Source organism: Pseudomonas sp. NCHU5216 (genome assembly GCF_052156495.1).
Taxonomy (GTDB): domain Bacteria; phylum Pseudomonadota; class Gammaproteobacteria; order Pseudomonadales; family Pseudomonadaceae; genus Aquipseudomonas.
Genome location: NZ_JBQLIX010000011.1, coordinates 47,878 through 66,100 on the forward strand (window position 1 = coordinate 47,878; position 18,223 = coordinate 66,100).

At 64.0% G+C, this 18,223-nt stretch carries 14 protein-coding genes, 3 tRNA genes and 2 pseudogenes; 9 read left to right on the forward strand and 10 right to left on the reverse strand.

What is annotated here, in order from left to right; translation table 11 throughout:
• Positions 1–20: 20 nt before the first annotated feature.
• Both ACSVIK_RS10470 and ACSVIK_RS10475 read right to left on the reverse strand, forming a co-directional pair.
• Positions 21–647 (reverse strand): glutathione S-transferase family protein, encoded by a 627-nt coding sequence (locus ACSVIK_RS10470; protein WP_442444276.1) that lies wholly within the window; start codon positions 645–647, stop codon positions 21–23.
• Positions 648–786: 139 nt separating this feature from the next.
• Positions 787–903, reverse strand: a pseudogene (locus ACSVIK_RS10475) (LysR family transcriptional regulator); the annotation flags it as partial.
• Between the two features lie 923 nt (positions 904–1,826).
• Between ACSVIK_RS10475 and ACSVIK_RS10480 the strand changes: the two are divergent.
• The 9 genes and pseudogenes from ACSVIK_RS10480 to ACSVIK_RS10520 all read left to right on the forward strand — a co-directional run.
• A pseudogene (locus ACSVIK_RS10480) lies at positions 1,827–1,967 on the forward strand (HAMP domain-containing protein); the annotation flags it as partial.
• Between the two features lie 141 nt (positions 1,968–2,108).
• A complete protein-coding gene (locus tag ACSVIK_RS10485; protein WP_442444337.1) occupies positions 2,109–2,822 on the forward strand; it encodes a methyl-accepting chemotaxis protein in 714 nt (237 codons plus the stop codon).
• 269 nt (positions 2,823–3,091) lie between these two features.
• The gene (locus ACSVIK_RS10490) at positions 3,092–4,888 is read left to right on the forward strand and encodes a thiamine pyrophosphate-requiring protein (protein ID WP_442444277.1); all 1,797 of its coding nucleotides are present in this window, start codon (positions 3,092–3,094) and stop codon (positions 4,886–4,888) included.
• Complete coding sequence (locus ACSVIK_RS10495) at positions 4,888–5,985, forward strand: enolase C-terminal domain-like protein (RefSeq protein ID WP_442444278.1); 1,098 nt, start codon at positions 4,888–4,890, stop codon at positions 5,983–5,985. The genes ACSVIK_RS10490 and ACSVIK_RS10495 overlap by 1 nt, the downstream gene beginning before the upstream one ends.
• A gap of 9 nt (positions 5,986–5,994) precedes the next feature.
• Positions 5,995–6,969 carry a hypothetical protein gene (locus tag ACSVIK_RS10500; protein ID WP_442444279.1) on the forward strand — a complete coding sequence of 325 codons (975 nt, stop codon included), beginning with the start codon at positions 5,995–5,997 and terminating at the stop codon, positions 6,967–6,969.
• Positions 6,966–7,607 carry a gluconate 2-dehydrogenase subunit 3 family protein gene (locus ACSVIK_RS10505; protein WP_442444280.1) on the forward strand — a complete coding sequence of 214 codons (642 nt, stop codon included), beginning with the start codon at positions 6,966–6,968 and terminating at the stop codon, positions 7,605–7,607. Before ACSVIK_RS10500 ends, ACSVIK_RS10505 begins: the two co-directional genes overlap by 4 nt.
• Positions 7,597–9,255 (forward strand): GMC family oxidoreductase, encoded by a 1,659-nt coding sequence (locus ACSVIK_RS10510; RefSeq protein WP_442444281.1) that lies wholly within the window; start codon positions 7,597–7,599, stop codon positions 9,253–9,255. The genes ACSVIK_RS10505 and ACSVIK_RS10510 overlap by 11 nt, the downstream gene beginning before the upstream one ends.
• A 16-nt stretch (positions 9,256–9,271) precedes the next feature.
• Entirely contained in the window at positions 9,272–11,128 is a 1,857-nt protein-coding gene (locus ACSVIK_RS10515; protein ID WP_442444282.1) for a glycoside hydrolase family 15 protein, read from the forward strand.
• A 99-nt stretch (positions 11,129–11,227) separates the two neighbouring features.
• Positions 11,228–12,202, forward strand: a complete 975-nt coding sequence (locus tag ACSVIK_RS10520; protein ID WP_442444283.1) for an SDR family oxidoreductase — start codon at positions 11,228–11,230, stop codon at positions 12,200–12,202.
• Positions 12,203–13,158: 956 nt separating this feature from the next.
• On the opposite strand, the gene ACSVIK_RS10525 is transcribed toward ACSVIK_RS10520, so the two are convergent.
• The 8 genes from ACSVIK_RS10525 to ACSVIK_RS10560 form a co-directional block, all read right to left on the reverse strand.
• Positions 13,159–13,245, reverse strand: a tRNA-Leu gene (locus tag ACSVIK_RS10525).
• A 120-nt stretch (positions 13,246–13,365) separates the two neighbouring features.
• Positions 13,366–13,439: transfer RNA gene (locus tag ACSVIK_RS10530), tRNA-Cys, on the reverse strand.
• 38 nt (positions 13,440–13,477) lie between these two features.
• Positions 13,478–13,553: transfer RNA gene (locus ACSVIK_RS10535), tRNA-Gly, on the reverse strand.
• A 67-nt stretch (positions 13,554–13,620) separates the two neighbouring features.
• Positions 13,621–14,181 (reverse strand): CDP-diacylglycerol--glycerol-3-phosphate 3-phosphatidyltransferase, encoded by a 561-nt coding sequence (pgsA, locus tag ACSVIK_RS10540; protein ID WP_442444284.1) that lies wholly within the window; start codon positions 14,179–14,181, stop codon positions 13,621–13,623.
• Between the two features lie 33 nt (positions 14,182–14,214).
• Positions 14,215–16,038: an excinuclease ABC subunit UvrC gene (uvrC, locus tag ACSVIK_RS10545; RefSeq protein ID WP_442444285.1), complete on the reverse strand. Its 1,824-nt coding sequence runs from the start codon at positions 16,036–16,038 to the stop codon at positions 14,215–14,217.
• Between the two features lie 2 nt (positions 16,039–16,040).
• Positions 16,041–16,685: a response regulator transcription factor GacA gene (gacA, locus tag ACSVIK_RS10550; RefSeq protein WP_268184085.1), complete on the reverse strand. Its 645-nt coding sequence runs from the start codon at positions 16,683–16,685 to the stop codon at positions 16,041–16,043.
• A 393-nt stretch (positions 16,686–17,078) separates the two neighbouring features.
• Positions 17,079–17,804 carry a zeta toxin family protein gene (locus ACSVIK_RS10555; protein WP_442444338.1) on the reverse strand — a complete coding sequence of 242 codons (726 nt, stop codon included), beginning with the start codon at positions 17,802–17,804 and terminating at the stop codon, positions 17,079–17,081.
• Between the two features lie 7 nt (positions 17,805–17,811).
• Complete coding sequence (locus tag ACSVIK_RS10560; protein WP_442444286.1) at positions 17,812–18,090, reverse strand: hypothetical protein; 279 nt, start codon at positions 18,088–18,090, stop codon at positions 17,812–17,814.
• Positions 18,091–18,223 lie beyond the last annotated feature (133 nt).

Here is an 18,223-nt window from a genome sequence, read left to right on the forward strand (position 1 = left end):
CCCAGCAGCCTGATCGACACTCAGCTGGCTTGCAGACCTGCGGCGGTACGTTGCATCGGCACGAAGCCGGGTAGGGCCTCGATGCGTTGCAGCCAGGCAAGCACGTTCGGGTAGGCCTCCAGCGAGACGTTGCCTTCCGGGGCATGGGCGATGTAACTGTAGTTGGCGACATCGGCAATGCTCGGCTCGCTGCCGGCGAGATACGGGGTGTTCGCCAGTTCGGTCTCCATCACCTTGAGCAGGGCATGGGCGCGGGTGATGACCTCGTCGGCATTGAAGGCCGCGCCGAATACCGTGATCAGCCGTGCGGCGGCCGGACCGTAGGCAACCTGGCCGGCGGCGACCGACAGCCAGCGCTGTACGCGAGCTTCGCGCAGCGGATCGTTCAATTGCCAGCTGCCGCTGCCGTACTTCTTAACCAGGTAGACCAGGATCGCGTTGGAGTCGCTGAGCAGGGTGCCACTGTCATCGATCACCGGCACCTGGCCGAAGGCGTTAATGGCCAGGTACTCGGCCTTCTTGTGCGCACCGTTGGCCAGGTCGACGAACACCAACTCGGTGGGCAGGTTGAGCAGCGAGAGCATCAGCTCGACGCGATGGGCATGGCCGGACAGCGGGTGACGGTAGAGTTTGATGGCGTTGGTCATGATCGAGGCTCCGTGACAGGGTGGTCAGCGCGGGGTTGGGGGGCGCTGTTGGAACCATGCTGCGCCCATACAAGGAGCAGCAGAATCACCACGACGGGCAATCCATAATTCCGGTTTTTGAAATAGTGGCGTGCGCCGCTCAACCGTAGAAGGCTGGATGGGCACGTAGTCGTGGGGTCGAAAAGTCGACAAAACTACGTACCCGCGCCTCGGCACGACGGCCGTGGTTATAGATCAGCAGAGCGGGCAACCCAGGCTCTAACCAAAACTTCGACAGAGCTCTGACCGCGATTCGAAGCCGTGCAGCGGCACAGGGCACGTGCTAGCTCCAAGGAGAAGAAGTAAATCTCCTATAAGCGGGGAGAAATCCCGCAGTCGGGTACTAGAAGAGTAGGGAAACTTGAATGCGGCTCGCGGACATGCCTCGCATGTTATTTAACATAATATACATTATGCGAACATTAGAGCCTGACCGTTAGGATCAACCACCCCAGCCTATCGGTAGGATCATTTCCCGGCGCTTCGTCTAGACTGATCACCAAATGCCATCAGAACTCGAGTGAATTCATGAAGATTCGACACAAGATGATTGCCAGTGGCGTGATCAGTATCCTCAGCGCTGCGCTCTTGGGCGGTGTCGGCTTCTGGGGACAGACGCGGCTGGCTGCGGCATTGGAAGAAAACGAGCTGAGCGTCACCGCGCTGCGTAACCACCTCGAGGGCGACATGATGCATGACGCGCTGCGCGCCGATGTGCTCGCAGCCTTCACCACCAAACCAGGTGACGCAGCCGCCGTGCAACAGGTGCGTGACGACCTGGCCGAACACAGTGCCTGGTTCCAGAAAGCCATGGACGCCAACGCCAAGCTGCCGCTGCCCGCAGACATTCGCAGTGCCATCGATCAGTCGCAACCGGCGCTGGCTGCCTATATCACCCAGGCCAAGAGCATCGTTGACAAGGCCCTGGCCGATCCTGGCGCGGCCGAAGCCGAGATGCCGGCATTTCGCGACAGTTTCACTGCGCTGGAGGAAAAGAACGAGGCCCTCAGCAGCCTGATCGAAGCCCACAGTGCCGGGGCGCGCGATGCCGGTCAGGCCGCCGTGAGCCAGGCTGCGATCATGTTGGTGCTGGGTATCGCCCTGACCTGCGCCCTCCTCGGCCTGATCACCTGGCATCTGATGCGCAGCATTCTGCGCCCCCTGGACAAGTCAGTGACGGCCGCTCGTGCCATCGCTCAGGGCAACCTGAGCGGGCGAATCGACATCGACAGCGACGACGAAAGTGGCCAACTGCAACGCGCGCTGGCTGACATGCAGAGCAACCTGCGCCAGATGATCGACAGCATCCGCCAGCAGAGCGAACAGCTACAGCAAACCGTTGGCACCCTCAACAGCACCTCACGGGACATCCTGCAAGCCACTGGCGAGCAATCGGAGGGTGCCACCAGCATTGCGGCCGCCATGGAGCAGATGATCCAGAACATCGCCCAGATCGCCAACCATACCCGCGATGCGCAGAGCATCTCCGCTCATTCCGAGCGCATGGCCGACGGCGGTGGCCAGGTCATCCTCGACGTGGTCGAAGGCATGAACCGCATCGCCACGGCGGTCAATCAGTCCTCGACCACCATCACCGCCCTGGGCCAGTCCTCCGAGGAAATCCATTCGATCATTCAGGTCATCAAGGGCATCGCCGAGCAAACCAACCTGCTCGCGCTCAATGCTGCCATCGAGGCCGCACGTGCTGGCGAGGCTGGACGTGGTTTCGCCGTGGTGGCGGATGAAGTACGAGGCCTGGCCGCACGTACCGCGCAGTCGACCCAGGAAATCACCGCCATGATCGAGCGCATCCGTAACAGCACGGCAGACGCAGTGGCCAGCATGCAAACCGGCGTCGACAGCGTTGGCGAAGGCGTGGCCCTGGCGCGTCAGGCCGGCGACTCGATCAACGAGATACGCAGCGGCACGCAACGCGCCGCCCAGGTGGTCGAGGAGATCTCGCACAACATCGACGAGCAGAGCAAGGCCAGCAACGAAGTGGCACAGCGCATCGATCACATCGCCCAGATGTCGCAGCACAATACCCAGACCGCTAACGAGCTGGCAGCGGCAGCACAAGATCTGGCTCAGGTGGCTCAGGGCATGCAAGGCGCGGTGCAGCGCTTCCGAACCTGAAGCCGGACTCGAGCGGCATGTTGCCCACCCTATCGCCGCCAGGCTTTCAGGGTCTGCTGCCGCTGCGCACCTTGCCCCCCTCCTCGATCCATTCAGGCCACTTGCACCTGAGCCCTGCCTGAACACAGGTCAATCAGTAGAAACTTCCCAGCGCCTGTTCCAGTCCACCCTACTCCACCAGTCATGCAGGACGGTAGCTGCCGGGCGCGCTTCGTTCGTCAAGCCACTGTCTTGTCTGGCCCACGTCGCGATTACAAGGGAGGATTTCCATGGCCACGACAGTCAGTGACTTCATCGTCGAGCGTCTTTATCAGTGGGGTGTTCGACGTATCTATGGCTACCCTGGAGACGGCATCAACGGGGTGTTCGGCGCACTCAACCGGGCCGATGGCAAGATCCGCTTCATCCAGGCCAGGCATGAGGAAATGGCTGCCTTCATGGCCGCAGCAGACGCCAAGTTCTCCGGCCAGCTCGGTGTATGCATCGCCACTTCTGGGCCGGGAGCCGCCCACCTGCTCACCGGTCTCTACGATGCGCGTATGGATCACATGCCGGTGCTCGCAATCGCCGGTCAGCAAGCGCGCACCGCGCTGGGCGGCCATTACCAGCAGGAAGTGGATCTGCTATCGCTGTTCAAGGATGTCGCCGGCGCCTTCGTTCAGCAGGCCAGCGCACCTGCGCAAGTGCGCCACCTGGTGGATCGCGCGATCCGCACCGCACTCGGCGAGCGACGGGTCACCGCGATCATCCTGCCCAACGACCTGCAGGAGGCCGAGTACGCCGAGCCACCGCGCAAGCACGGCACGCTGCACAGCGGTGTCGGCTACACGCGGCCGAAAGTGCTGCCCTATGACGAAGATCTGCGCCGCGCCGCCGAGGTGCTCAATAGCGGCAAGAAGGTGGCGATGCTGGTGGGAGCCGGCGCGCTCAACGCCAGTGACGAGGTGTTCCAGGTGGCCGAGAAGCTCGGTGCCGGGGTGGCCAAGGCGCTGCTCGGCAAGGCCGTGCTGCCGGACGAACTGCCCTGGGTCACCGGCTCCATCGGCCTGCTCGGCACGGTGCCGAGCTACAAGATGATGGAGGAATGCGACACCCTGCTGATGGTCGGTTCCGGCTTCCCCTATTCCGAATTCCTGCCCGAGGAGGGCCAGGCTCGCGGCGTGCAGATCGATCTGCAGCCGGACATGCTCAGCTTGCGCTACCCCATGGAGGTCAACCTCGCCGGCGACGCCGCCGAGACCCTGCGTGCGCTGCTGCCGCTACTGGAGAACAAACAGGAGCGTAGCTGGCGCGCCAGCATCGAAAACTGGCGCAGCGATTGGGAAAAGACCCTGGAGGAGCGTGCCCTGGTTTCAGCCAAGCCGATCAACCCGCAGCGGGTGGTCTACGAGCTGTCGCCCCGTTTGCCGGATCGCGCCATCGTCACCTGCGACTCCGGTTCCTGCGCCAATTGGTATGCCCGCGACCTGAAGATTCGCCGCGGCATGCTCTGCTCGCTATCCGGCGGCCTGGCCTCCATGGGCGCGGCGGTGCCCTATGCCATCGCCGCCAAGTTCGCCCACCCGGATCGACCGGTGCTGGGCCTGGTCGGCGACGGCGCGATGCAGATGAACAACATGGCCGAGCTGATCACCGTGGCCAAGTACTGGCGTGAATGGGAGGATCCGCGCTGGATCATGGCAGTGTTCAACAACCAGGATCTGAATCAGGTCACCTGGGAACAACGGGTCATGGAAGGCGATCCCAAGTTCGAGGCCTCGCAGAACATTCCTGACGTGCCCTACCACGCCTTCGCCGAATCCATCGGCCTGCAGGGCATCCTCGTCGAGCGCGAAGAAGACGTCGGCCCGGCCTGGGAACGCGCCCTGGCCGCCGAACGGCCGGTGTTGCTGGAGTTCCGAACCGACCCGGACGTACCGCCGCTGCCACCGCACATCAGCCTGGAGCAGGCGAAGAAATTCGCGTCCACCCTCCTCCATGTCGACCCCGAACAGCGCGGCATTCTCGCCCAGACCGCCAAGCAGGTGTTCGGCTCGCTGCTGCCGGGCCAGCACAAGGACAAGTGATGGCGCCGCCCATCAGTCAACTGCGCGTCAGAGCCTTTCGCGTGCCCACCGATGCGCCGGAGGCGGACGGCACCCTGGCCTGGAAGGCCACCACCCTGGTGCTGGTGGAAGTGGATGGCGGTGGCCAGACCGGGCTCGGCTACACCTATGCCGATGCAGCACTGGTGCAACTCATCGACGGCCACCTGCGCGAACAGGTGGTAGGTGCCGATGCCTTCGCACCGGTACGCATCGGCGAGCAACTGTGGCGGGCGGTACGCAACCTGGGCCGTTCCGGGCTGGCGGCCTGTGCCATCTCGGCCATCGACTGCGCGCTGTGGGATCTCAAGGCGCGCCTGCTTGGCCTGCCACTGGTACAACTGCTCGGTGGTTTACGCGAATGCCTGCCGGTGTATGGCAGTGGCGGTTTCACCAGTTACCCCGACCAGCGCCTGGCCGAGCAACTCGGCCGCTGGGTGCATGAGAGTGGCTGCCTCTGGGTGAAGATGAAGACAGGCGCCGACAAGGAACGCGACCTGCAGCGCCTGGCGGTGGCCCGCGAGGCGATTGGCAGCGCCGGGCTGTTCGTCGATGCCAACGGCGCCCATGACAGCCGTAGTGCCATCGCCTTCGCCGGGCAGGCCGCCGAGCTGGGTGTCGAGTGGTTCGAGGAACCGGTCAGCTCCGACGACCTGCGCGGCCTGCACCGGGTGCGGAAGGCCATGGACGCCGCCGGCCATGGCATCGACATCGCCGCTGGCGAGTATGCCTACACCCTGGATGACGTGCGCCAACTCCTGGAGGCCGGCGCGCTGGACGTGCTGCAACTGGACATCACCCGCTGCGGCGGCGTCACCGGCTTCCTGCGGGCCAGCGCTCTGTGCCAGGCGTTTCATATCGACTGCTCCGCTCACTGTGCGCCGGCCCTGCACCTGCACGCTGCCTGCGCGGTGCCGCGGCTGCGTCACCTGGAATGGTTCCATGACCATGTGCGCATCGAGTCACTGCTGTTCGAGGGCGCACCGGCTCTACGCGACGGCCATATCGCCTGCCAGCCCGAGCGTGCTGGCCATGGCCTGTGCCTGAAGGAGGCCGAGGCCCGCCGCTACCAGATCTGAGGAGGAAAGATGAATACGAGCAACCGACTCGGCCTGCTCGCCGTTACCGCCAGCGCCGCCCTCGGCGCTGGTGCGTTGTTCTGGCAGAAGCACGAACGACGTGCCCGCGGCCTGCTGCTACGGCCGGACAACGACAGCCTGGTGGACGCCGCCCGCACCCTGAACCGAGGCGCCAACCTGCTGGCCCTGGCGGTGGTCAGCGACAGCGCCGTGGAGCATTACCGTGGCGACTTCCGCAACCGCGCCATGTACACGCCGCTGCTCGTCTCCACCCTGCAACTGCTGGCCGGCCTGCATGGCGTGCGCGACCGCCTGCCACGGGCACACCGCCTGCGCGACGGCATTGCCGCCAGCGCCATTGCCAGCGGCGTGGCCGGCACGGCGTTGCACCTGTACAACGTTGGCAAGCGCCCAGGAGGCCTGAACTGGAGCAACCTGTTCTACGCCGCGCCCCTGGGAGCACCCAGCGCCCTGCTGCTGTCCGGTGTGCTGGGGTTGTACGGCGAGCGCCTGCGTGGTGCCAGCGACGAGATACAGCCCCAGGTGTTCGGCCTGCCTGCCGGTCGCGCCGTCGCGCTGATGGTCTCGGCTGGCCTGCTCGGCACCGCCGCCGAGGCCGCCCTGCTGCATTTTCGTGGCTCGTTCCAGAACCCCAGCATGTACCTGCCGGTGACCGCAGCGCCCTGCACCGCCGCGCTGCTGGCTGCCTGCGCGGCGAGCCGCTACGACCGCCCAAGGCTGCGCTGGTGGTCACGCCTGGGGCTGCGCTTCACCACCCTGATGGGCCTGGTCGGCAGCGCCTTCCACGGCTTGGGCGTGGCACGCAATCACGGCGGTTGGCGCAACTGGCGGCAGAATCTGCAGGTTGGCCCGCCGTTGCCGGCACCATCGGGCTTCACTGGCCTGTCGCTGGCCGGGCTGGCTGCCCACACCCTGATCGAGCGGCACAGGGAACTGGCCGATCCGCAGGGTAAGCCGCGATGAGCGCGCGCTATCCTGATTACGACGTGCAGCGCAAACGCCAGGGGCCGTCGTGGAACGAGCCAACCCGGCAAGTGATCGACGCACGACTGATGGTGCCGCGTGAGCCACGCTTCTTCGAGGCTGCAGAGTGGCGCACCCTGGAGGCGATTTGCGCGCGCATCGTGCCGCAACCGGCGAATCGCCCGCCGGTGCCGCTGGCCGCGTTGATCGACGGCAAGGCCGGCTCGGGCCATGGCGACGGTTATCGCGACGCCCGCATGCCGCCGCTGGCACAGGCCTGGCGCCTGGGCCTGGCGGCAGTGGATGCGGAAGCCTTGACGTTGCACCAACGCCCCTTCGCCGAGCTCGAAGCCAGCGAGCAGGACGCCCTGCTCGCCGCCATGCAGCGTGGTGAACTGCACCATCCGGCCTGGAACGGCATGCCGGCCAAGCTGTTCTTCAGCAATCGCCTGGTGCATGACGTCACCACCCTCTACTACAGCCACCCACAGAGCTGGAACGACATCGGCTTCGGCGGCCCGGCCAGCCCGCGCGGCTATGTGCGCCTGGCGTCCGACCGGCGCGATGCCTGGGAGCCCGCCGAGGCCCATCCAGGCCAGGAACGACGCGCCAGGGAGCTCAACCGTGATGTCCGTTGAAGCCTATCTCGATGCCCTGCGCAGCCCCCGTGGCAGTGCTGGCCGGGCACCGGACGTGCTGCATGTCGGTGGCTGGGTGCCGATGCGCCAATGGCGCCCGGACGAGCCGGTGGACTTCGCCATCGTCGGCACCGGTGCCGGCGGCGCCACCCTGGCCTGCAAACTGGCCGAAGCCGGCTTCTCGGTGGTGGCCTTCGATGCCGGCGCCTGGTGGCGGCCGCTGGAGGAATTCGCCTCGGACGAAGCCCACCAGCAGAAGCTGTTCTGGACCGACGAGCGCCTGTGCGACGGCGCCAACCCGCTCAAGCTCGGCAGCAACAACAGTGGCAGGGCGATCGGTGGCAGCACCGTGCACTTCGCCATGGTGTCGCTGCGCTTTCGCCCCGAATGGTTCAAGAGCCGCAGCCTGCTCGGCTACGGTGCCGACTGGCCGCTGGACTGGCGCGAAATGTGGGGCTACTACCGGGAGGTGGAACAGGCGCTGCGGATTGCCGGCCCGCTCACCTATCCCTGGGGGCCGCCACGGCCGCGCTATCCCTATCGCCAGCATGAGGTGAACGCTTCCGGTCTGGCCCTGGCTCGTGCCTGCGAGGCCCTTGGCGTAGCCTGGACGCCAACACCGCTGGCGACCCTGTCGGCACCGCGCGGCGATGCACCGCCCTGCGTCTACCGTGGCTTCTGCGTCACTGGTTGTTCCACCAATGCCAAGCAGAGCGCGCTCACCACCTGGATTCCGCGGGCCCTGGCCGCCGGTGCGGAAATCCGTGACCTGGCCATGGTCGGGCGCATCGAGCTAGGCGCCGACGGGCGTGCCAGCGGCCTGCACTTTCACCGCGAAGGGCGCTGGCAGTTTCAGCGTGCACGCCAGGTAATAGTCGCCGGCTACGCCATCGAGACGCCACGGCTGCTGCTCAACTCGGCCTGCGCACGCCATCCACACGGTCTGGCCAACAGCTCCGGCCTGCTTGGCCACAACCTCATGGTGCATGCCAACCAGGCCGTATGGGGCCGGCTGAACGAGGAAATCCGCTGGTACAAGGGGCCGCCCTCCATGGCGCTGTGCGAGCACTGGAACTACGAGGATCGCGGCAAGGATTTCCACGGCGGCTACGCCATCATGAGCCAGGGCCCGCTGCCCGCCGCCTGGGCCGCCACCCAGACCGGCAACCACGGCCTCTGGGGCCAGGCCTTGCTCGACGAGATGGAGCAGTACAACCACCAGGTCGGCCTGAAGATAGTCGGCGAAACGCAGCCGCAGGCAGGCAACCGCGTCACCCTGGCCGAAGAATGCGACGCGTATGGCCTGCCCGTCGCGCGGGTGACCTTCTCCTACTGCGACAACGACCAGCGCCTGATCGAACACGCCCAAGCCTTCATGCGCCATGGCCTGGAGGCCATCGACGCCCGCGACATCTGGGCCGAAGCCGACAACACCGCGCACCTGATGGGCACTGCGCGCATGGGCTTCGACCGCGACAGCAGCGTGGTCAATGCCGACTGCCGTAGCTGGGACATCCCCAACCTGTGGATCTGCGATGGTTCGGTGTTTCCCACCGCAGGCGGGGTCAATCCGTCGCTGACCATCCAGGCCATCGCCTGCCGTACCGCCGAGCGCATCCGCCAACTGGCCGGGCGTGGCGAACTCTGAATGGAAGCCTGAAAACATGCCCTGTAATCCTCTGCGCCATCAGCCCTACCCTGACCTCGGCAGCCTCGCCGCCCTAGGCGACGGCCGCTCACTGGCGCTGGTTTCAACCGACGGCGCGGTGGAGTGGTTGTGCCCCAACCGCTTCGACGCCGCGCCTTTGTTCTGGAGCCTGCTGGATCGCCAGCGAGGTGGCTTCCTGCGGCTGCGCCCATGCTCTGCTCAGGCCCGGGTGCACAGCCGCTATCGCCAGGACAGCGCAGTGCTGGAGCAGGACTGGCATACCCCGCAGGGTGCCTGTCGGGTGACGCTGTGCATGCAGTGGCCACCCGCTGCCGGTCGCCAGTCGTTGCTGTGGTTGGTCGAGGGGTTGGCCGGGCAACTGACGCTGGATCTTGCGTTCGCCCCGCGCGCCGACTTCGGCCGCGCTGCCAGCCCCGCGCAGGCGGTCGATGGCGCGTTGCAGATGCGCTGGAACGCGCGCTGGCTGTGCCTGCAGGCGCCGGGCGAGTGGCAGATGCACGACGGTGACTGGCACAGCCAACTGCGTGTCGAGGCCGGCCAGCGCCTGGCATTGCGCCTGGATCTGGGCGATACCGGCGAAATCAGTGCACCGCCGCTGGACGTGGCGGCCCTCGTCGACGATATCGCTGCCACCACCCAGGCCTGGCACGGCTGGGTGGGCCATATCGGCTGGACGGGCCCCTACCGCGAACCAGTGGTGCGCAGCGCCATCACCCTCAAGCTGCTGATTTACCAGCCAACCGGTGCGGTGGTCGCCGCCGGCACCACCTCGCTGCCAGAGGCACCTGGTGGTTCACGCAACTGGGACTACCGCTTCACCTGGTTTCGTGATGCCGGTTTCACCCTGGCCGCGCTGTTCGCCCTCGGCTGCCGCTCCGAGGCTCACGCCTGGGCCAGTTGGATGGAGGCGACCATCGAGCGCCACGGCATGCCGCTGCGCAACTTCTATGACCTGGACGGCTGCCTGCCACCCGGAGAGCGCCTGCTCGACGCTCTGCAGGGCTATCGCGGGGCGCGGCCGGTGCGGGTCGGCAACGCCGCCGATGCCCAGTTCCAGTTGGACATCTATGGCGAGCTGCTGCAGAGCGTATATATCTGCGACACAATGGCCGACGATGCGCTGCATTCGCACTGGGCCTACCTGCGCGAAGCGGCCGACTTCATCGCCGGGCACTGGCGCCAGGCGGATGAAGGCATCTGGGAAGTCCGCAGCGCGCCGCGCCACTTCGTGCATTCCAAGGTCATGGCCTGGACTGGCCTGCAGCGGGCCTTGTGGCTGCAGCAGCGTCACGGGCTGGAGGCCGACGTCCAGCGTTGGCGGCGCGAGAGCGAGCAACTGCGTTCCGAGGTGCTGCGCCATGGGCTTAACGCCGAGCGCAGCCACTTCGTCCGTGACTATGGGGGCGACGGCCTGGACGCCAACCTGTTGCTGTTGGCCCGCACCGGCTTCATCGACGGCCACAGCGAACTGTTTCGCAATACCGTGCAGGCGGTGCGCCGCGCCCTGGCGATCGAGGATCGCCCCTGGCTGCTGCGCCGCTACCACCGCCAAGACCCGGACGGCCTGCCTGGCGAGGAAGGCGCCTTCGTCATCTGCAGCTTCTGGCTGGTCGACGCCCTGGCCACCAGCGGTGCTCAAGCGGAAGCCGAGGCGCTGTTCGAGCAACTGCTGGCCCTGCAAGGTGGCCACGGCCTGCTGGCCGAGGAAGTCGACCCGCGTAACGGCCAGCAACTGGGCAACCTGCCCCAGGCCTACTCCCATGTGGGCTTGATCAACGCCGCCCTGCGCCTGCGCTTCGGGCCTCGCATTCCGGGCGAGACCAGCCCGCTGCAGCAGCGCTCAAAAGGTTGAAACCCTGCCGACCTGTCCTCGGTCACACCCCAGAGGCTGGCGGTTCAACCCTGGGCCGCCCGCCGTATTTGCTTGAGGAATGTCAGTGAGACCAGACGAATGAAGAAACTCGACCAGGTGGTGGTGATCTGCGGTGCCAGCGCCGGAGTGGGACGCGCCACCGCACATGCCTTCGCTGCCGCCGGTTACGCCGTCGGCTTGATCGCTCGCAGCGACGAGGGGCTGACCTCGACGGTCGAGGATTTGCAGCCTTATGGCGTCGACATCCTGGCCATCAGCCTGGACGTGGCCGATGCGCAAGCCCTCACCCTGGCCGCTCAGCGATTCGAGGCCGAACTCGGGCCGGTAGACGTCTGGATCAACTCCGCCATGGTGACCGTGTTCGCGCCGATAGAAGAACTGCTGCCGGACGAGATCAAGCGCGTCACCGAGGTGACCTACCTGGGCACCGTGCACGGCACGCAAGCCGCGCTTGCACTCATGCGCCCACGCAACCGTGGCGTCATCATCCAGGTCGGCTCGGCGCTCGCCTATCGTGCGATTCCCCTGCAGGCGGCCTATTGTGGCGCGAAGTTCGCGATACGCGGCTTCACCGATTCACTGCGCTGCGAGCTCATCCACAAAGGCAGCGACATCAAACTGTGCATGGTGCAACTGCCGGCCATGAACACGCCGCAATTCGACTGGGCGCGCAACAAGATGGCCAGGCCCGTCCAGCCGGTACCACCGATCCATGATCCGGAGGTCGCGGCTCGAGCCATTCTCAATGTCGTCTCCGCACCACCGCGAGAGCTCTGGCTGGGCATGTCATCGATCAAGGCCATCCTGGGCAGCCTGTTCCTTCCTGGCCTGCTCGATCGGCTGCTGGCGAAGAAAGCCTGGTCGGGCCAGCTCGAAGGCGATAGCGAACTTGCCCCGGGGGCAGAAAACCTGTTCGCCCCCGTGGACGGTCTGCACGAAGTACGCGGACGCTTCAAGCGCCATTCGCGCAAGCACGCCTTGGCATTGAGCTCAAGCCGGGTCATGGCCACGCTGGCAATCAGCGGGCTGCTGCTGGCCTTGCTGATATTCTGAGGTGCGCATGGGCGGGCATGACCGCAGGCCGCGCTTGAGTCTTGGTAGTGCCGGTTGGTTCTCTGGCTAGGCGGTGCTGTCGGCAAGAGCCTGCTGCTCGATGCTGTGCTCATTCGCTTGGCTCATCACTTCCACAACTTCCACAACTTCCACAACCCTTGGTTGATGGATAAGGACGGCAAGCACTATTGGGGCATCGAGGATCGGAATGCCAATGGCTGCGCAAGTAGGCCTACCTATCAGTCCTCCCCACCAAGTCCATCTCCTCTACCAGAATCGTAATCCTGCCCACTGTTGCCACCAGGCGTCCGACTGCGCCTCCGAGAACGTCTCCAGACATAGGTAAGCGTCACTGCCACCCCAACAATGGCAACAGCAATAGCCAAGGAATCCATTACTTGATCTCCTCCAGCGCACGCCCAAACTCATACGGCGAAACGAACTGCTCCCGGTTCGCATCCAGGTAGTCCGCCCACCACTGCACCATCAACCGGCGTTCGCCCAGGTGCTCGGTCTTGTGGATGCAGGATGCCCGCGCGGCGTTGCGCTCATGGGGGGCTCATCTGTCGCTCCGCCGTATTGTATCCTTGCTTCACTAGGCCCGACTCCACCAGAGCAGAATAGGCCATGGTGCGAAAGTGGTGGCCACAGACGTCCACCAGGGTGTCGCCCATGCACCACACGGCGAAGTTTACTGTCTTCTCGTTCATGGGGTTGTAGTGGTAGTGAATGGTCGCCAAGGAAAACCAGCGGGTAGCGACCAGAGAGAGCTTGAATCTGCTCGAGCAGAGCCAGGGCCTGGCGGGACAGGGGAACCAGATGAGGCGTGCGCCTCTTGGCGCAGCGGTGGGAATGCTTTGAGCCCTTGATCGGTTTACGCTGAACAGGGCTCGTCCAGAGGTCTCGGTCGAAGCGCACTTCTATAGACTTCTTTGAAATGACTATAGATTGCTAGATGGTGCCCGAAGCCGGACTCGAACCGGCACGCCATTGCTGGCGAGAGATTTTAAGTCTCCTGCGTCTACCGATTTCGCCATTCGGGCGGTAGCGCTGTGCGAAGGGCGGACTATATACAGCCCTCCGCCTCCTCGCAAGGCATGCAAAGCACGCCGCGGGGAATGAAAAAGGCCTCGTAAATCATGGATCTACGAGGCCTTTTGAATTGGAGGCTGAGGTCGGAATCGAACCGGCGTTCACGGATTTGCAATCCGGTGCATAACCACTCTGCAACTCAGCCTTGAAACGAACGAGCCGCCTTGGCGACTCGTGTAAAACTGGAGCGGGAAACGAGACTCGAACTCGCGACCCCGACCTTGGCAAGGTCGTGCTCTACCAACTGAGCTATTCCCGCTTGTCTTGTCGACGGGCGCCATTCTATAGAATCGAATGGCGCCGTCAAGCCTTTGATTCAAAAATACTTATTTCTTTTCCGTGGTGGTGCTGAGGTGCGGCCAGGCGGCCAGCAGGTAGTGCAGCATCGACCACAGGGTCAGCACCGCAGCGACCACCAGCAGCACATAACCCAGTATCACCCAGAAGGTGAAAACCGGCGGGTTACCCAGCAGGATGACCAGGGCGACCATCTGCGCAGCGGTCTTCCACTTGCCCAGGTTGGACACGGCCACGTGCGCCCGCGCGCCCAGCTCGGCCATCCATTCCCGCAGCGCGGAGACCACGATCTCACGGCCGATGATGGTCGCGGCCGCCAGGGTCAGCCAGAGGTTGGAGTGCTCGGCTACCAGAAGCACCAGCGCCACGGCCACCATCAGTTTGTCCGCGACCGGGTCGAGGAAGGCGCCGAAAGGCGTGCCCTGCTCCCAGCGGCGTGCCAGGTAGCCATCGAGCCAGTCGGTAGCGGCCGCGACGGCGAAGACCCCGCTGGCCGCCCAGTAACTCCAGGAGAACGGCAGATAGAACAGCAGTATGAAGACCGGTATCAGCGCGACCCGGAGCAAGGTAAGCAAGTTGGGGATATTCATCGGCACAACTAGGCTGCGAGGTGAACGAGCATTCTACTCGCTGTGCAGAGTGTCATAAATCGACTCAGCGAGCTTTTTACTGATTCCCGGCGCTTTGGCGATTTCCTCGGCGCTGGCACGGGACAGTTCCTGCAGACCTCCGAAGTGATTGAGCAGTTCGCGCCGTCGCTTGGGGCCGATGCCAGGCACTTCTTCCAGGGTCGAGGTACGCCGCGTCTTGCCGCGCCGCGCACGGTGCCCGGTGATGGCGAAGCGGTGCGATTCATCGCGGATCTGCTGGATCAGATGCAGCGCCGGGGAATTGCCGGGCAAGGTGAATTCGTGCTCGGCGTCATTCAGGTAGAGCACTTCGAGGCCGGGCTTGCGCGTCGTGCCCTTGGCCACGCCAAGCAGGATCAGATCGGGCACGGCCAGCTCCTGCAGCACTTCGCGGGCCATGGCCAGTTGCCCCTTGCCGCCGTCCACCAGCAGCACGTCGGGCAACTTGCCCTCGCCCTCCCTGATCTTGCTGAAGCGTCGGGTCAGCGCCTGATGCATGGCGGCGTAATCGTCGCCAGCGGTGACCCCTTCGATGTTGAAGCGGCGGTAATCGGACTTGAGCGGGCCTTCGGGACCGAACACCACGCAGGAAGCGACCGTCGCCTCGCCGCTGGAATGGCTGATATCGAAGCACTCCATGCGCTGCGGTGGCTCGTCCATCTGCAGCACATTGGCCAGGGCCTCGAAGCGCTCGGCCAGGTGCTGTCGATTGGCCAGGCGCGCGGCCAGCGCCTGTTCGGCATTGGTCACGGCGAGCTGCTGCCAGCGGGCACGGGTGCCGCGCACGCGCAGGCTGATGCTGAGGCTGCGCCCACGCAGTGATTCGATGGCTTCGACCAGCGTGGCGAAGTCTTCATGCTGCACGTTGACGATCAGCTCGCTGGGCAGGTCGCGCTCGACATTGCCCAGGTAGTACTGGGCGAGGAAGGCCATCAGCACATCGCCGCCCTCCTCCTCGATGGCCACCTGCGGGAAGAAGTTCTTGCTGCCCAGCACACGCCCACCACGCACGCTGATCAGGTGCACGCAGGCGCCCCCCGGGGTGAGCATCACCGCCACCACGTCGACGTCGCCCGTACCGCCTTCCATGCTCTGCTGATCCTGCACGCGGCGCAGCATGGCAATCTGGTCGCGTAGCTCGGCGGCCCGCTCGAACTCCAGTGCCATGGACGCCTTTTCCATGCTGGCGGACAGCTCCTCGCTCAACGCATTGCTGCGTCCTTCGAGGAACATCACGGAGTGGCGCACATCCTCGGCGTATTCCTGCGCGTCGACCAGGCCGACACAGGGCCCCTTGCAGCGCTTGATCTGATATTGCAGGCACGGCCGCGTGCGGTTGCGGTAATAGCTGTCTTCGCACTGGCGAACGAGAAAGGTCTTCTGCAGCAGTGCGAGGCTCTCGCGAATCGCCAGGGCGCTGGGATAGGGGCCGAAGTAGCGGCCCTTGGCCTTCTTCGCGCCACGATGAATACCCAGGCGCGGGAATTCACCATCCGAGAGAAACACGTAGGGATAGGACTTATCGTCGCGCAGGAGGATGTTGTAGGGCGGCCGCCATTCCTTGATCAGCGTCTGCTCGAGCAGCAGCGCCTCGGTCTCGTTGCCAGTGATGGTGGTCTCGATCTGCGCGATGCGCGCCACCAGCGCGGCGGTCTTGGGCGCCTGCCCGGTCTTGCGGAAGTAGCTGGCAAGGCGCTTCTTGAGGTTCTTCGCCTTGCCCACGTAGAGCAGCCGGCCCTCGCCATCGAACATGCGATAGACGCCGGGACGGCCACTGCAGGTCGCCAGGAAGGCACTGGAATCGAAAACGGCGGACATCTTCAGTTGACGGCGTCGACCATGCCGTGGCGTACCGCGAGCAGAGCCAGCTCGACGTCGCTGGTGATGGAAAGCTTCTCGAAGATGCGATAGCGGTAGGTGTTGACCGTCTTCGGTGACAGGCACAGCTTGTCGGAGATGGTCTGTACCTTGTGGCAGTTGGCGATCATCAGGGCGATCTGGATTTCCCGCTCGGAGAGCAGGTCGAACGGCGAGCCGCTGGTCTGCGGCTGGAAGGATTTCAGCGCCAGTTGCTGGGCGATCTGCGGGTCGATGTAACGCTGGCCGGCGAATACCAGGCGAATGGCCTGCACCATTTCGTCCAACGCGGCGCCCTTGGTCAGATAACCGGCGGCGCCGGCCTGCAGCAGACGCGTGGGGAAGGGATCTTCCTCGCACACGGTGACGGCGACGACTTTGATGTCGGGATGGCTGCGCATCAGCTTGCGGGTGGCTTCCAGGCCGCCGATGCCGGGCATCTTCACGTCCATCAGCACCACGTCGGGTTTAAGCTCGCGAACCTTGAGCAGGGATTCCTCCCCGGTGCAGGCTTCACCGACCACTTGCAGGCCATCGATGTCGGCGAGCATGCGGGTAATACCCGTGCGAACCAGATCGTGGTCGTCGACTACCAGCACCCTAATCACTCGCCACCTCATTGCCCATTGTCAGCCACCACACACGACGGTGAAGTTGTACTTGCCGAGCACCATAGCAGGCAGGCGGATGAAGGCCCAGCTTGGCGCATGGCAGTCAAAAATTAAGCGTCAGATTAAGGTAAGGCGTTGCACAAGGCAAAAGAGAAATTGGCAGTGTTGGCTCAGCTCACGCCGTCCCGCTCGACCAACCCAGGAAATCGCATTCTTCCGTTCCTACCCCTTTGCTGCATGACCGCTCTCGATTGTGCTCGCGCCGTAATGCAGCTCAGCAAGGTGATTCTAGCAAGTCATATCGATTCGTGGGGGTATGGCATAGCGTAATGAGCGGCCTCAAATCCATGGCCAAGCCTAGAAAAGATTACCCAAGGCCTTGCATTCACTTTAACCCTCTTCCCTGCCCGTCATCTTGTCGACATAGGCCGCAAAGAACCAATCCGGAATATCCTCGGTCTTGAACTCAAGGGCATTGCCATCGGTGATTTCAGCAAGAAGCACGGAACCCTCACCGGAGTTATCGAAGATATAGGCACGATTGCTAGCCGCTACGGCTGCCGGCAGCAGTTCAAGCGATCTCACGTATCGGGATCGAACCTTGTCAGGCTCGACCTCGTGCCCACCACCCTCAACACGAATTCTCACGCGGTCAACGTTGATTTCAGGGTCTTCAGTCGAAACGAAATAGAGGTAGGTTCGGTACCCATGCTCCATGGCCTTCTGCATTATCTCGACCTTGCTGGGGTGAGACATGACCGTTTCAAAGGTGAAATCCACACCTTTTTCGAGCAGACGCTGACGAATGAAGTCAGCAATTACCGAGGCGAAATAGGAGTCGACCCTGACCTTGCTGTAGTCGATTCTGGAACCGTCCAGGCCGAGCTTGGCGGCCTCCTCACTCAGCCCCTTCTTGATCAGCAAGGGGTTTGTAGCGTGGATATCGAGAAGATCTTGAAGGCAAACTTCGATATCGAAGGCGGCCAGGTCTATGAACCCCGTGGCCTTGGCCTCCGCTTCCAGCACGTCGGCATTCACGAATATTCGGATTTTCAGGAGTTCGGTTAGGTCATCCTTGATGGTGCTCTTACCCGATCCGTTTGGCCCAGCGAAGATTCGAAGCCTAGGCACTGTGTCCAGCCACTTGGCCTTCTATGCTGCGCACAGCGACCACTTGGCCGACAGTCACCTTACGCCGTGGCTTAGCCTTGCCTACTACTTCAATGCTGCCATCACGCGAAACACGAACCAGGTTACCGTTGTGGGTACGCAGGACGCCCTTGCTACTTGCCTGCAATGCGCGCAGGTACGCGGAACGGGTGGCCTCCATTGCTTGGCGGGCAACCATTTCGGAAGACTCCAGGCCGGACTGGGTAGGCTTTGCTTTTGCTTTCGTGCTCATAGGACGCTCCAAGCGAGAAGAACAAAGGCTGTTTCGTCGCTTGGGACATCATAGCTTCAAAAGGCGGCGCCCAAAAGAGCAACTCATGGCTTGTATGGGGGCGCTGGCGAGGGGGAGCCCAGCGCCATTCCTT